Source organism: Streptomyces sp. NPDC005263, assembly GCF_042872365.1.
Classification (GTDB): Bacteria; Actinomycetota; Actinomycetes; order Streptomycetales; family Streptomycetaceae; genus Streptomyces.
Genome location: NZ_JBIAKJ010000004.1, coordinates 295,780 through 310,566, shown reverse-complemented (window position 1 = coordinate 310,566; position 14,787 = coordinate 295,780). Strand labels below are relative to the sequence as shown.

At 71.4% G+C, this 14,787-nt stretch carries 12 protein-coding genes; 2 read left to right on the top strand and 10 right to left on the bottom strand.

What is annotated here, in order from left to right; translation table 11 throughout:
• Positions 1 to 61 precede the first annotated feature (61 nt).
• Positions 62 to 1,873 carry a PQQ-binding-like beta-propeller repeat protein gene (locus tag ACFYRY_RS19925; protein ID WP_389146948.1) on the top strand — a complete coding sequence of 604 codons (1,812 nt, stop codon included), beginning with the start codon at positions 62 to 64 and terminating at the stop codon, positions 1,871 to 1,873.
• A gap of 217 nt (positions 1,874 to 2,090) precedes the next feature.
• The gene (locus ACFYRY_RS19920; RefSeq protein WP_389146945.1) at positions 2,091 to 2,774 is read left to right on the top strand and encodes a LuxR C-terminal-related transcriptional regulator; all 684 of its coding nucleotides are present in this window, start codon (positions 2,091 to 2,093) and stop codon (positions 2,772 to 2,774) included.
• 391 nt (positions 2,775 to 3,165) lie between these two features.
• On the opposite strand, the gene ACFYRY_RS19915 is transcribed toward ACFYRY_RS19920, so the two are convergent.
• From ACFYRY_RS19915 to ACFYRY_RS19870, 10 genes are all read right to left on the bottom strand, one after another.
• Positions 3,166 to 4,380, bottom strand: a complete 1,215-nt coding sequence (locus ACFYRY_RS19915) for an esterase-like activity of phytase family protein (RefSeq protein ID WP_389148352.1) — start codon at positions 4,378 to 4,380, stop codon at positions 3,166 to 3,168.
• A complete protein-coding gene (locus ACFYRY_RS19910) occupies positions 4,331 to 5,293 on the bottom strand; it encodes an ABC transporter permease (protein ID WP_389146942.1) in 963 nt (320 codons plus the stop codon). Before ACFYRY_RS19910 ends, ACFYRY_RS19915 begins: the two co-directional genes overlap by 50 nt.
• Positions 5,293 to 6,426 (bottom strand): ABC transporter permease, encoded by a 1,134-nt coding sequence (locus ACFYRY_RS19905; protein ID WP_389146939.1) that lies wholly within the window; start codon positions 6,424 to 6,426, stop codon positions 5,293 to 5,295. The genes ACFYRY_RS19910 and ACFYRY_RS19905 overlap by 1 nt, the downstream gene beginning before the upstream one ends.
• A complete protein-coding gene (locus ACFYRY_RS19900) occupies positions 6,423 to 7,973 on the bottom strand; it encodes an ABC transporter ATP-binding protein (RefSeq protein ID WP_389148349.1) in 1,551 nt (516 codons plus the stop codon). The genes ACFYRY_RS19905 and ACFYRY_RS19900 overlap by 4 nt, the downstream gene beginning before the upstream one ends.
• Positions 7,974 to 8,073: 100 nt before the next feature.
• Positions 8,074 to 9,168: a BMP family protein gene (locus ACFYRY_RS19895; RefSeq protein ID WP_389146936.1), complete on the bottom strand. Its 1,095-nt coding sequence runs from the start codon at positions 9,166 to 9,168 to the stop codon at positions 8,074 to 8,076.
• A 114-nt stretch (positions 9,169 to 9,282) separates the two neighbouring features.
• Positions 9,283 to 10,011 (bottom strand): purine-nucleoside phosphorylase, encoded by a 729-nt coding sequence (deoD, locus tag ACFYRY_RS19890; protein WP_389146933.1) that lies wholly within the window; start codon positions 10,009 to 10,011, stop codon positions 9,283 to 9,285.
• Positions 10,011 to 10,772, bottom strand: a complete 762-nt coding sequence (locus ACFYRY_RS19885; protein WP_389146931.1) for a glutamine amidotransferase — start codon at positions 10,770 to 10,772, stop codon at positions 10,011 to 10,013. The genes deoD and ACFYRY_RS19885 overlap by 1 nt, the downstream gene beginning before the upstream one ends.
• 62 nt (positions 10,773 to 10,834) lie before the next feature.
• Positions 10,835 to 11,893 carry a LacI family DNA-binding transcriptional regulator gene (locus ACFYRY_RS19880; protein WP_389146928.1) on the bottom strand — a complete coding sequence of 353 codons (1,059 nt, stop codon included), beginning with the start codon at positions 11,891 to 11,893 and terminating at the stop codon, positions 10,835 to 10,837.
• Positions 11,883 to 13,226 carry an amidohydrolase gene (locus tag ACFYRY_RS19875; RefSeq protein ID WP_389146926.1) on the bottom strand — a complete coding sequence of 448 codons (1,344 nt, stop codon included), beginning with the start codon at positions 13,224 to 13,226 and terminating at the stop codon, positions 11,883 to 11,885. Before ACFYRY_RS19875 ends, ACFYRY_RS19880 begins: the two co-directional genes overlap by 11 nt.
• A 153-nt stretch (positions 13,227 to 13,379) precedes the next feature.
• On the bottom strand, positions 13,380 to 14,747 hold the full coding sequence (locus tag ACFYRY_RS19870; RefSeq protein WP_389146923.1) for an L-serine ammonia-lyase: 1,368 nt from the start codon (positions 14,745 to 14,747) through the stop codon (positions 13,380 to 13,382).
• Positions 14,748 to 14,787 lie beyond the last annotated feature (40 nt).

The window sequence follows — 14,787 nt, the reverse complement described above, 5'->3', positions numbered from 1 at the left end:
CTTCTCCCCTCTCCTTTCTCTCGTTCCGTTGTCGTCGCCCCGCCATCGAGGTACTCACGTCATGACCCAGCCGCCTCCTCCTCCGCCTCCCAACCAGCCGCCGCAGCAGGGGGGCTTCGGGCCGCCGCCAACGGCTCCGCCGGTTCAGCCGGGGGCGCCGGTGCCGCCCGCCGCTCCGCCGGGCCAGCCCGGGGCGCCGGTGCCGCCCGGTGGGCAGCCGCCGGTCGGTTACGGCTATCCGCAGCAGCAGCCGCAGCCTCCCGGCTACGGGTATCCCGGGCAGGCGCCTCCGGGGTACGGCTACCCCGGGCAGCCGACGAACCCGTATGGGCAGCAGCCCGGTTACGGGTATCCGCAGGGGACCATGCCGATGCAGCCGCAGCCGGGGAAGCCCGGCAAGCGGGGGCTCAACGCGCAGGTGCTGATCATTGTCGCGGCGGTCGTGGCGATCGCGTTGATCGTCGGCGGTGGGGTCTGGTACGCGTCCTCGTCCGGTGACGACAGCGGGAAGAAGGACGACACCGCGAACTCCAGCGGCGGCGACGGCGATGCCAAGGGCAGCGGTGGCGGGGATGGCGGGGGCGGGGGCGGGGGTACGACGTCCACCGAGCCCGTGGAGAAGGTGCCCGCCAACACCGCCTCCAAGGTTCTCTTCCAGGTCCCGGCACCCAAGGTGTCCAAGGACAGCACCGTCGCCACGACTGGTTCCTGGCTCACCGACACGGTGTACGCCAAGAGCGGCATCGCCGAGATCGTCGGCTACGACCCCGACAAGGGCACCAAGCTGTGGACGATCAAGCTTCCCGGGCCGGTGTGCCAGGCCAGCAACTTCACCAGCGGCAACAAGGCGGCGATCCTCTACCAGGCCGAGATGCCGACCAAGGCGGAGCCCGCGCACGGCTGCAGCCAGGTCGCGGCGATCGACCTCGCCGCGGGCAAGAAGCTGTGGACGAAGACCGCCGACTCCGGTGACGATCCGATCAGCTTCAACAACGTCACCGTCAGCGGCAACACGGTCGCCGTGGGCAGCTCCAGCGGCGGCGCCGCCTTCGACCTCGCCTCCGGCAAGCAGCTGTGGGCCCCGAAGCCGACCGACACCTGCTACGACGCCGGGTACGGCGGCGGCCCGAAGCTGGTCGCCGTCCGCCGGTGCGGGGGGTACGACTCGCCCGAGCTGCACATCCAGACGATCGACCCGAAGTCCGGGAAGGTGATCTCCGAGTACACCATGGGTGGGGGCATCGCGTACGCCAGCGTGGTGTCCACCGATCCGCTGGTCGTGGCCGCGGACGTGGGCGAGGCGGCGAAGGACGGCAGCGGGATCTCGGACTTCTTCTCCATCGACAACAAGACCGGCAAGCTGCGCACCCGGATCTCCGCGCCCAGCGACCAGTACGCGGCCAGCTGCGACGGCATCACCAAGGTCGAGGAGTGCCACCAGATCGCGGTCGGCAACGACCGGCTCTACCTGTCGACCGAAGAGCACGACGGCAGCGGCAAGTTCAGCCAGACCAACGAGATCGTCGCGATCGATCTGGCGACCGGGAAGCAGACCGGTCAGCGGGCCGACGCCGGGGACGACTACACGATCATGCCGCTGCGGATGGACGGCACCAACATCATCGCGTACAAGCGTCCGCCGTACGACAAGGGCGGTCAGATTGTCAGCATCGACGGCGGCTCGTTCAAGGAGACCAAGCTGCTGGAGAACCCGGCGACGGAGTCCGTGCGGGACGCGGAGACCAGCATGTCTCCGGACTACTCGGAGTTCCTCTACTCGCAGGGGCATCTGTACATGTCGGCGGTGTTCGCGAGTGATCTGACCGGCTCGGACGATGAGGAGTATCTGGCGCTCGGGTTCGGCGCGAGCTGAAGGTGGTCGGTTCGTGCTTTTGCGGCCCCGTCCCTGTTCAGGGGCGGGGCCCTGCTTATCGTGAGTCAACCTCGAATGAGGTGATTTTCGGCGATCCGGGGCAGTTCTCGCCGGTAGGGGAAGCGCAACGTCGAACAAGCGTGTAGCTTCCGGGGGCATGAAGGGCGGGGGGCCGGGGAGGGGCTTTCGTCCGGGTGAACCAGTGGGGGGTTGCTCGATGGGAGTTCGGCTCATGGTGGTCGACGACCACCGACTGCTTGCCGAGGCGCTGGCCTCGGCGTTGAAGCTGCGGGGGCACCGGGTGCTGGCCGCGGCGGCGCCTGCCGCGGGTGCGGCGGAGCTGGTGATCAGCCGGGCGCCTGAGGTGTGCCTGTTGGGTACGGCGACGCCCGCCGAGCCGGGGATGTTCGATCCGGTGGTGAGGATCAAGCGGGAGCGCCCGCAGGTGGCGGTGCTGGTGCTGGGGCCGGTGCCGAGTCCTCGGGGGATCGCGGCGGCGTTCGCCGCGGGGGCGTCGGGCTATGTGCGGCACGACGAGCGCATCGAGGGTGTCGAGCGGGCGATCATCAAGGCTCGGGCGGGGGAGGCGGCGGTTGCTCCGCAGCTGTTGCAGGGGGCGTTCAGCGAGCTGCTGAATCCTGCGGCGCAGCCGGACGACGAGGGGCAGCGGCTGCTGGGGATGCTGACGCCTCGGGAGGTCGAGGTGCTGGTCCGGGTGGCGGACGGGGAGGATACGCGGCTGATCGCGGCGGGGATGGGGATCGCGCCGTCGACTGCCCGTACGCATGTCCAGCGGGTGTTGATGAAGCTGGGGGTGGGGTCACGGCTGGAGGCGGCTGCGTTGGCTGCTCGGACGGGGTTGTTGGAGCGGGCGGGGGCGGTGCGGGGGGTGTCTTCGTGACGGGCGGTGGCTGCGGGGTGCCTGCGGCGGCCTGCGGGGGTTTGTGGGGGTGCGTGTAGCGCCTGCGGTTCGGGGGTGGGTCGGGGCCGGGGGGGGGGGGGGGGGGGGGGGGGGGGGGGGGGGGGGGGGGGGGGGGGGGGGGGGGGGGGGGGGGGGGGGGGGCGGGGGGGGGGGGGGGCCGCCCCCCCCCCCCCCCCCCCCCCCCCCCCCCCCCCCCCCCCCCCCCCCCCCCCCCCCCCCCCCCCCCCCACAGGAGTTGATCCGTAACCGCTGTCTAACCCTGGCACGGGTAATCCTCACGCGACCTCGAAACGTCGACCTGCGGCCTTTGTCGAACGGTCGTGCGGCCGTGGGGCGACGGGACGTCAGGTCGATGGACGTCAGCACACCTTCAGATGCCGTGGGCCGCGAAGGCGATGAACTGAGTCACCTGGCGTGCGGCGAAGTTGTCGTCGGAGACCAGGACGACGGTGCGGCGGCCGTCGGGGAGGCGGGGGCCGACGGTGATGCCCTCGACGTTGTCGACTCGGGTCAGCCCGGGGACGTCGGACAGGTCGGTCACGAGCGTTTTGCGGACCGGCTGCACGGGGTGCGCGGAGGTGTGGGTGAGGGAGTCGCGGCCCAGGACGTCGGTGGCGCCGTGGAGGTCGACCAGGTAGACGCGGGCCTTCCAGTTGTTGTCGCTGTAGATCGAGGCGCGTTCGAGGACCAGGAAACGGTCGTCGCCGAGGGCCACGATGTCGCTGACGCCGTTGGTGTCGGTGCTGCCCGCCGGTGGCGTGGCGAACAGCGGTTCCAGGGGGTAGGCGTACTGGGCCAGTGGCAGTCCGGTGCGTGCGTCATGGACGGTGATGCGGGTGAGCGCGCCGTGCTCGGGGGTGGGGTCGTCGCCGTCCTGGTAGAGGGGGTCCTCCATGGCGGTGACGATCCGCCGGCCGTCCGGGGTGAAGGTGACACCTTCGAGGGTCTGGTTCTTGCGGGGGCCGAACTCCTGTGAGTTCATGTGCAGTTGCGGTGGCAGCGGGAGCTGTCCGGTGGAGGCGCCGGTCGTGGTGGCGCGGCGGATCCAGGGATCGCCGAGGAGGGCGGGCCCGTCGGACGGGACGATGCGCTCGCCCTCGCTCGTCCAGGCCAGGCTGCCGTCACGCGGGTCCACGGCGATGCCCTCCGGGTCGGGTGCCACGGTGGAGGTGGCGGTCGAGGTCGGTGGGAAGGCGGTGCCGTCCGGCTGGAGCCACGCTCGGGTGCCGGTGAGTTCGACGCCGGTCAGGGCGCCGTCGGCGAAGTCGACGTGGGCGGTGTAGAAACGGGCGGGCCGGTCTGTGACCGGTCGTCGCTGATCACGTAGTACGTGCCGGTCCTCGCGTCGTAGCTGATGGCCGACAGGCCACCGACGGTGGTGCCCTGGAAGGCCATCGCGCCGGGCAGCTCGCGTTCCCCGAGGAAGTCCAGCCGTACGCCGCTGTCGTGCGCGGAGGCCGGGGTGCCGACGAGGGCGGGCAGGACGGTGAGGACGACTGCGGAGGCGATGATCCGGGCGCGGACGGCTCGGACGCTCATGTGGTCTCCAAGGTGGGCAGGGCGGGCGGTGAGGGGGGCGCGGCAGCGGTGCGTGCCGAGCTACGGCGGCGCCAGGCGAAGAACGCCAGTGCCAGCAGGGTGAAGACGTACGGGATCGCGGAGACCAGCTGGGACGGGATGTCGAGGTTGCCGAGCTGGACGGCGAGTGCCTCCGCGGCGCCGAAGCCCAGGGCGGCCAGGAACACGCCCCAGGGACGGAGGGCGCCGAGGAAGACGGCGGCCAGCGCGATGTAGCCGCGGCCGGCGGTCATGCCGGTGACGAAGAAGGACACGGCGCCCATGCTCAGGAACACTCCGGCCGCCCCGGCCAGCGCGCCGCTGAGCGCGAGGGCGCGGAACTGGACCCGGTGGACGTGGATGCCGACCGAGCGTGCCGCCTCGGGGTGCTCGCCGACCGCGCGCAGGTGGAAGCCGAACCGGGCCCGGTACAGCAGCCAGGCGGCCGCCGGGGTGGTGGCCAGGGCGGCCCAGGTCAGCACGTTCTGCCCGCTGAGCACCGCGCCGAGGCCGGGAACGTCCTCGATCAGCGGCAGCCGGACCGAGGGCAGCGCGCCGCTGTGCAGTCGGCTGGTCCCGCCCTTGTCGCCGAGCAGCGCGTACACGGTGTACGCGGTCCCGCCCGCCGCCAGGAGGTTGAGGCCGATGCCCGCGATGATGGCGTCCGCGCCGAGATACAGGTGCAGCACGCCGAGCAGCAGCGCGAGCAGCGCACCGGCGGCGATCCCGCAGGCGGCTCCGGCCCACACGGAGCCGCTGTACCCGGCGACCAGCGCACCGGTGCACGCGGCCGACAGCATCGAGCCCTCCAGGGCGATGTTGGGCACCCCGGCCCGCTCGGCCAGCAGCCCGCCGAGGGCGGCGAGGACGTACGGCGTCGACACCCCGAGGATCGCGGCGAGGAATCCGGTGCTGAGCACCACGTCGAGGACGGGACCCATCAGCGGGCCTCCCTTCGGGCGAAGTACCGCTTGACGAGTTCGGGCAGTGCCCGGGCGGTCACGAGCAGCACGATCACCGCCTGGATGATGGTCACGGCCTCGGAGCCGACGTCGGTCTGCTGCTCCATCACGTCGCCGCCGACCCGCAGATACGAGTAGAGGAGCGCGGCGGCGACCACCCCGACCGGGTTGTTGCGGCCCAGCAGCGCGACGACGATGCCCTCGAAGGCGAGGCCGCCGGCCATGTCGGGCTGGAGTCCGCCGTAGATCCCGAGCGCGAGGTGCGCTCCGGCGAGGCCGGCCAGCGCGCCGCCGATGACGAAGCTCCACTCGATGGTGCGGGGCACGTCGAGGCCGCCGAACCGGGCGAAGTCCGGGTTGGAGCCGGTCATGCGGATGCGGTAGCCGAGCGGGGTGCGGGCGAGCAGGAACCAGACGGCGGCGGCCACCGCGAGCATGCCGAAGAGGCCGATGTTGGCCTGGTCCAGGGGGACGCCGAAGAAGTCGGAGAGGAGCGGCAGCGCCGAGTCGGGGCGTACCGGGGAGGACTGTACGGCGGTGCTGCCGGGTGCCTTGAGGTGGTCGGTGAGGAGATAGTCGAAGACCCGCACGACCACGGCATTCAGCATCAGCGTCGCGACGATCTCGTTGGCGCCGAGGCGGGCCTTCATCATCCCGGGGACCGCGCCCAGCGCGCCTCCGGCGAGGGCGGCGGCGCCCAGCGGCACCAGGACGGCGGCGACGGGCGGCAGAGGGAGGTTGATCGCCACCAGGGCGCTCGCCAGAGCGCCGGCGTACACCTGGCCCTCCGCGCCGAGGCTGATCTGCCGGGCCCGGAAGGGGATCGCGACGGACAGGCCGAGCAGCGACAGGGTGGTGGCGTCGGCGAGCCAGCGGCCGATCCGGGGGGTGCGTTCCAACGGGCCGGTGAGCAGGGCGTTCAGCGCGCCGGTGGCGTCCTTGCCGGTGGCCAGGACGACCAGGAAGGCGATGAGGACGGCGACGGCGACGGTCAGCACCGTCATCGTCAGCTCGACGACCACCGTACGGCGCCGGGTGGCCAGGAACTCCCGGCGTCCCTGCGTCTCGGGCCGCCTCTGCTGTTCCGCCGCCGGTTCCAGGGTCGAGGTCATCGGACACCTGCCGTGATCCGATCGTCCGGGTGCCGCCGCACCCCGAGCATGTACAGGCCGGTGGTCTCCTCGGTGAGTCCGGCCGGGTCGTCGAAGCGGGCGACGAGGCGGCCGTCCTTGACGACCAGCAGCCGGTCGGAGAGCGCGAGGAGTTCACCGAGGTCGGCGGAGACCAGCAGGACCGCCGCGCCCGCGTCACGGGCCTCCACGAGCCGCTCGTACATGAAGTGCATGGCACCGATGTCGACGCCCCGGGTCAGCTGCGCGGCCAGCAACAGGCGTGGCCTGGCGGACAGTTCGCGGGCGACCACGACCTTCTGCAGATTGCCGCCGGACAGCGCCCCGGCCGCCGCGTCGGGGTGCGGGGCGCGGATCGCGTAACGGCTGATCAGGTCCTCGGCCAGCTCGCGTATGCGACGGGTGCGCAGGATGCCGCGGTGGGCGATCGGGGCCCGGTCGTGGCGGTCGACGATCAGGTTGTCGGCGATGGAGCGGTCCAGGGCTGCCCCGTTGGACAGCCGGTCCTCGGGCACGTGGGCGACACCGGCGCGGCGGTGGCCCGCCGCGTCGAGGTGGGTGACGTCGATGCCGTCCACGGTGACCGAGCCCGCGGTGGGTCGGCGCAGTCCGGCGAGCAGTTCGACGAGTTCGCTCTGGCCGTTGCCCTCGACGCCCGCGAGGCCGACGATCTCACCGGCCGCGATGTCGAGGGAGACCCCGTGCACCGACGGGCCGGAGAGTCCGCGCACCCGCAGCACTCCCGCGCCGGGCCGCGCCGGGGGCTTCGGTACGTCGAGCGACATCTCCCGGCCGACCATCATGGACGCCAGGTGCGCGGGCGTCGCCTCCTCGGTGCGCACGGTGCCGATCACCGACCCGGCGCGCATGACGGTGACCCGGTCGCTGATCTCCCGTACCTCCTTGAGCTTGTGCGAGATGAACAGCACGGTCATGCCCGAGTCGCGGAGCCTGCGGACCGCCGTGAAGAGGTCGGTGGTCTCCTGGGGGGTGAGCACGGCGGTGGGCTCGTCGAGGATCAGGATGCGGGCGCCGCGGTGCAGGGCCTTGAGGATCTCGGCGCGCTGGCGCATCCCGACGGACACCGCGTCGACCCTGGCCTCCGGGTCGACGGCGAGCCCCGCCTCCTTCGCCAGCCGGGCGGTGCGTTCGGCGGCGGCCGCGCGGTCGACCCGGCCCGCCCGGCCCGGTTCGACGCCGAGGACGACGTTCTCGGCGATGGTGAACGACGGGACCAGCATGAGGTTCTGGTGGACCATGCCCACGCCGAGGGCGATGGCGTCCTGCGGCCCGGAGAACCTGACCCGCCTGCCATGAACCCTGAGCTGCCCGGCCGACGGCTGTTCGAGCCCGTACAGGAGCTTCATCAGGGTGGATTTGCCGGCGCCGTTCTGCCCGACGATCGCCCTGATCTCGCCGGCGGGCACCGACAGGTCGACGTCGCTGACGGCGCGGGTGCCGTTGGGGTAGGTCTTGCCGAGGCCGCCGGCCTCCAGGGCGGGCGGGGCGGCGTCCCCGGGCTTGTGCACGGAGCCGTCAGTCTCGGCGTGTTCAGCGTGTTCAGCGTGTTCAGCGGTCTCGACGGTTTCGGCGGTTTCGTTGACGGGTTCCACCAGTGTTCCTCGGAGCTCAGAAGGCCGAAGGGACCTTGACGGCACCGGACTTGACCTTCGCGGCCTGCGCCTCGAGGTCGGCGCGCACGGCGGCGGGGACGAGCTTGTCGAAGTTGGCGTTGTCCACGTAGCCCACGCCGTCCTCGGCCAGGCCCACGGCCGCGGGCTTCCCGTACGCCAGCGTGCCGGCCGTGTTCGCCTTGGCCGCCAGATAGAGGGCGTTGCCGGCGTTCTTGAGGATGGAGGTGACGACGGTCTGCCGCTGGTCGGGGTCGGTGAGCGTCTTGTACTGGTCGGAGTCGACCCCGAAGGCGTACCGCTTGGCGGCCACGGCCGACTCGAAGGCCCCGAGGCCCGAGGATCCGGCGACGGGCCACACCAGTTCGGCCCCCTGCCCGTACATCGCCGAGGCGATCTGCTTGCCCTTGGCCGGATCGCCGAACGGGTTGTCACCGCCGACGTACTGCACGAGGACACCGGAGGACGGATTTCCGCCCGCCGCCTTGAAGCCCGCCTTGAAGCCGACGACGAAGTCCTCGATGACCGGTATCTTCACGCCGCCGATCACGCCCACCTTGCCGTTTCCGGTACTTCCGGGAAGGGCCTTGGCGGCGACCAGTTTGTCGGCGAGGAATCCGGCCAGATAGGCGGCCTCGTTCTGCTTGAAAGTGACGGAGTAGACGTTCGCGCACTTGTTGGAACAGCCGCTCTTGCCCGTGTAGTCGACGGATCCGTCGAAGAGCCAGAACTTCTTGTCCGGGTACTCCGGGGCCAGTTTGGAGACGAAGCCGACGGTGTCGACGGTGCCCGCGACGAGCACGTCGTAGTCGTCGCCGGCGGCCGCGTCCTCGAAACCGGAGGACCACTTGGTGCGGTCACTTCCCAGCTCTACGACCTTCAGGCTGTAGCCGAGGTCCTTCTCCGTCTTCTTCAGGCCCGCGTACGCCGAGTCGAAGAACGAACGGTCGCCGAGATTTCCGTTGATGACGAACTTGATTCTCGGCTTTCCGGATTTCCCCGACTGGGCGGAGTCCGTGGCGGTCGAGGCACCGCATCCGGCGAGGGTGAGGGAGAGCGCCGCGACGCTCCCCAGAATTCTGATCTTGTGCATCGTCCGGATTCTCTTTCTGCAGCGGGCCCTTCAGTGGGCCCTTCAGTGGGGGACGTTCTTCGCCATTGGCCGAAAGGTATGCAATGCAAAACGTTTTGGCTATGGGCTTCTTCGTTAGGAGGTTGTTTCCGTGATCAGCGCGGTGGCCGCGATGGTGACGGCACGGTCGAATTCCGTCTCCCGCTCGGCCGGAGTGAGTGCCTCCGCGCGGCGCACGTGATCGCTGACCGTCAGCACGGCGAGCGCACGACCGCCCTCGGCGGCGGCGGTCGCGTACAGGCCCGCGGCCTCCATCTCCACGGCCAGCGTGCCGTGCGCCTCCAGCCGCTCGAACAGCGCCGGGCGCTCCAGGTAGAAGTGGTCGGTGGTGAACACGGGCCCGATGTGCACGCGCGGTCCGGTCCCGCCCCCGGTCGCGGCGGCCCGTGCGGCGGCCCCGGCCAGGTCGAAGGAGGCGACGTGGCTCAGGTGCGTCCCATCGATACGGTGGCCGCTCATCGCGGAGTCCGTGTGGGCGGCGGTGGCCACGACGACGTCGCGCAGACCCACCGAGGCGGGGATGCCGCCCGCGGTGCCGACCCGCGCGATGCTGCGCACGCCGTAGTGCCGGAAGAGCTCGGTGGCGTAGATGGTCACCGACGGCATCCCCATGCCGGAGGCCAGGACGGACAGCGGCACGCCCCGGTACGTTCCGGTGTACCCCTCGATGCCGCGCACGTCGGTGACCAGGCGCGCGTCCTCGAGGACCGTTTCGGCGATGCGGCGTGCCCGGCGTGGGTCGCCGGGCATCAGCACGTCCGGTGCGAAGTCGCCGACGGCGGCCGAGATATGGGGGGTGACCATCAGGCCACCTCCTCCACCGGCGCCTGCGCCAGCCAGCGCACCAGCCGGTCCCACAGCTCGGCGTAGCCCTTCCACTCGAGAAAGCCGGGCGGGGCCCAGTGGGGCGCCAGGTCGGACGTGAAGGCGGCCGATCTTCCCGCGCCGTAGCCGCCGACCGCCAACAACGGATGGCCCGCGCACTCGACGAGCAGTTCCGACCCGTCCCGTAGCGTCACCTCGTTGAGCCCGAGCAGATCCGGCCAGGTCCCGTCCAGCCCGTCGACCACCGCGTGGCGGGCGACGACGTGCGGTGCGGCCCCGGCGGGCAGCTCCACCCGGTCGTCCCGGTCGTGCAGAGAGACCGGCAGTGCCGCCGCCAGTGGTGTGCGCCCCCAGCGGGCCTTGGCGTCGATGCCGGTGAAGGTGAGGTAGCCGCCCACCATCAACAGGCCTCCGCCGCGCTCGACGTGGGCCCGCAACAGCTCGGTCCGGTCGGGCGAGGGCACCGAGTGGGTGAAGGTCTCCGGCGTGAGCTGGAAACTGTTGGCCCCGACATCGCTGATCACGACGACGTCGTAGGGCTCCAGTCCTTCGGCCGTGGTGGGCAGCCTGCTCGGTATCTCGTGCGACGGGACGTAGGTCACCGTGTGGCCCCGGCCACGCAGCGCGTCGAGGAAGACCTGGGCGCCCTCGACGTACTCGGAGCTGAAGAAGGAGTCGAAACCCTTCTGGTGGACGGATTGGGTGAACCAGGACTCACCCACGACGAGGACATGGGGCATCGCTGCACGACCTTTCATGTGAAGTGTGCGGAGGAGGAGGGGGAGGGGGCGGCAGCGCCCGGTCAGGGTGTCGGGCTCACGGGAGCCGTACTGGCGCGGACCTTCAGCCGGACCGGCAGGATGTGCCGGGAGGCAGGGGGCACCTCGTCCCGGTGGACGTAGCTCAGCAGCTGGGCGCCGGCCGTGCGGCCGACGTCGTAGGCGGGCTGGTGGACGGTGGTGAGACGGGGGTGGATGCGGGAGGCGAGCATGATGTCGTCGAAGCCCGCCACCGAGACGTCCTCGGGGACGCGCAGGCCCGCGTCCTCCAGGGCGGCGACCGCGCCGAGGGCCATCAGGTCGTTGGCGGCGAAGACCGCGGTGAAGCGGCGTCGGCCTCCGCCCTCCAGGGCCGCGGCGACCAGGCTGTAGCCGGACCGCTCCACGAAGGCGCCCTCGACCTCGGTGACCCCCGCGTCGCCGAACGCCTCCCGGAAACCGGCGATCCGCTCCAGGCTGCTGACCAGGTCCACCGGGCCGCTGATCGCCAGCACCCGGCGGTGGCCCAACTCCCGCAGGTGCTGCCCGATCAGCCGGCCCCCCGCACGGTGGTCCGCGGTGACGAGGATGGTCTGTTCCAGCAGATCGGGAACGACCTCGTCGGCCAGGGCGATGGGGAACCGCCCGAGCAGCGACGCCAGCCGGCCACGGGACGGCGGTGAACCGGAGGCGTACACCATGCCGTCGATGAACCGGCCGCGCAGCATCTCCAGATAGCGGTCCTCGCGGTCCGGGTCGAACTCGGTGTTGCACAGGATGACCCCATAGCCCAGGTCGTGGGCGGCGTCGTCGACACCCTTGGCCAGTTCGGCGAAGAACTGGTTGGTGATGTCGGGCACCAGCAGGCCTATGACGTTGGTCGAACCGGCCTGGAGATTGCGGGCCGTCGAGGCCGGTACGTAGCCGAGTCGGCCGACGACCGCGCGGACCCGCTCGGCCGTGTCGTCGGCGACCGGCCGGTTGCCGCTCAGCACGTGCGACACCGTGGTCGGGCTCACCCGGGCGGCGGCCGCCACGTCCTTGATCGACGCGGGCCGCCGCACCCGACGGCGCTCCACGTCCTGGTCCTGCTCACGGGTCATAGTGCTGGACCGCCCTGCCGTGCGAGGTGTCCAGCAGTGCGGGCACGCGTGCCTCGATCTCGGCCAGCAGCCCCGGCAGGTCCACCGTCAGCAGCCGGCCGTCACGCACCACGACCCGCCCGTCCACCACGACCGTGCGCACATCACTGGCCCGCACGCTGTAGACCAGGGCCGCCACCGGGTCGTGCACCGGCCGGCAGTGCGCCCCGCTCAGGTCGACAAGCACGATGTCCGCGGCCCGGCCCGGTTCCAGCGCGCCGATCCGGTCCCCGAGTCCGAGCGCCCGGGCCCCGCCGCGCGTGGCCAGCCGGACCGCGTCGGAGACGGTCATCCAGGTCGCGTCCCGCTCGGCCTGCTTCTGGGTCAACGCGACCAGCCGCATCGCCTCCCACACGTCCAGCGTGTTGTGCCCGGCCGCCCCGTCCGTCCCGGCCCCGACGGCGACGCCGGCGTCCAGCAGGCTCCGCACCGGCGTGAGCGGACGCAGGGCGTGCTTCAGATACACCTTCGGGCAGCAGGCCACGCCCGTACGGTCCCCGACCGCCTCCAGCACCGGCAGGTCGGCCGGTGTGATGCCGCATCCGTGCGCGATCAGCGCCCCGGCGTCCAGCACCCCGGTCCGCTCCAGCACCCCGATGGGGGTGACGCCGCGCCGCGCCAGGCTCGACTCGGTCTGCTCCAGGTGCTCGGCGGCGTGGATGTGGATCCGTACGCCCATGTCCCGGGCCAGCTCCGCGACCCGGACCAGGTCCGCGTCCCCGACCGTGTACGGCGCGTGCGGGCCCAGCGACGCGGTGACCCGTCCGTCGCCCGTGCCCCGCAGAGCGGCGGCGGTCTCGGCGCTCTCCTCCAGGGCCGCGCGGCCCCGGCTGCTGAAGTACGTCGGCGCGATGTCGGCCCGGATTCCGGTGCGCACGACCGCGGCGGCGATCCGCTCGGCGTGGAAGTAGTGGTCGGCGAACGTGGTCACCCCGCCGAGCAGCATCTCCGCACAGGCCAGCTCCGCGCCGAGGCTGATGTCGGCAGGGGTGAGGTTGACCTCCATGGGCCACACCCGCTCGTTGAACCAGGCCTCGACACCCACGTCCTCGGCGGCGCCGCGCATCAGCGTCATCGGGCCGTGCGTGTGGGAGTTCACCAACCCGGGTACGGCGATCATTCCCGTACCGTCCACGGTCTCGGCCCCGGCCGCCTGAGGCCCGGAGCCCGCCGGGCCCAGCCAGACGATCACTCCGTCCTCGACCAGGATGTCCTGGCCCGTCTCCACTCGGCAGGGGCCCTGCTCGGGCACCACGAGCACCGAGCAGGACGTCACGATCAGTCGGCGCATCATGCGGATCCTTCCGTCCGAACCGGACGCTAAGGACCCAAAACGTTTTGCACAAGCCCCTGACATGCCGAGTGCCCAAGCCTGCGGGCGGCTTGGGCACTGACGGTGCCGAACGTCACGAACGCACTGGGCGGGGCCAATGTCCCTGGGGGTGTCCTAACACTCGATGATGTTCACCGCGAGCCCGCCCCGCGCCGTCTCCTTGTACTTCACGCTCATGTCCGCGCCGGTGTCCTTCATCGTCTTGATGACCTTGTCGAGGGACACCTTGTGGGAGCCGTCGCCGCGCATCGCCATCCGGGCGGCCGTGACCGCCTTCGCCGCGGCCATGCCGTTGCGTTCGATGCACGGGATCTGGACCAGGCCGCCGACCGGATCGCAGGTCAGGCCCAGGTTGTGTTCCATGCCGATCTCGGCGGCGTTCTCGACCTGTTCCGGGGAACCGCCGAGCACCTCCGCGAGCGCGCCCGCGGCCATCGAGCAGGCCGAGCCGACCTCGCCCTGGCAGCCGACCTCGGCGCCGGAGATGGACGCGTTCTCCTTGAAGAGCATGCCGATCGCGCCGGCCGCCAGCAGGAAACGGACCACCCCGTCCTCGTCCGCCCCCGGCACGAAGTTGATGTAGTAGTGCAGGACGGCGGGGATGATCCCCGCGGCCCCGTTGGTGGGCGCGGTCACCACCCGGCCGCCCGCCGCGTTCTCCTCGTTCACGGCCATCGCGTAGAGCGTGATCCACTCCATCGCGCGCGCCAACGGATCGCCCTCCGCGCGCAGTTGGCGTGCGGAGACGGCCGCGCGGCGGCGGACCTTCAAGCCGCCCGGCAGGATGCCCTCGCGGGACATGCCGCGCGACACGCACGCCTGCATCACCCGCCAGATCTCCAGCAGCCCCTCGTGGATCTCCTCCTCGGTGCGCCAGGCCCGCTCGTTCTCCAGCATCAGCGCGGAGATCGACAGGCCCGTCTCCCTGGTCATGCGCAGCAGCTCGTCGCCCGTACGGAAGGGGTACTTCAGGACCGTGTCGTCCAGCTTGATGCGGTCCGCGCCCACCGCGTCCTCGTCCACGACGAAGCCGCCGCCGACCGAGTAGTACGTCTTCGACAGCAGCTCCGAACCGGCCGCGTCGTACGCCCAGAGGGTCATGCCGTTCGCATGGTGGGGGAGGGTCTTGCGGCGGTGCAGGACCAGGTCGTCGTCGTAGGAGAAGGGGATCTCGTGCTCGCCCAGCAGGCACAGGCGGCCCGTCTCCCTGATCCGCGTGACCCGGTCGTCCGCCGACTCCACGTCCACCGTGCGCGGCGAGTCGCCCTCCAGGCCGAGCAGCACCGCCTTGGGCGTGCCGTGGCCGTGCCCGGTCGCGCCCAGGGAGCCGTACAACTCGGCGCGCACGGAGGCGACCTTCTCCAAGAGCCCCTCATTGCGCACCCGGCCGGCGAACATGCGCGCCGCGCGCATCGGGCCGACCGTGTGAGAACTGGACGGGCCGATTCCGATCGAGAACAGGTCGAAGACCGATATGGCCACGGTGACTCCTTGGTACGGGGTGGTGCGGGGTGCCGCACAC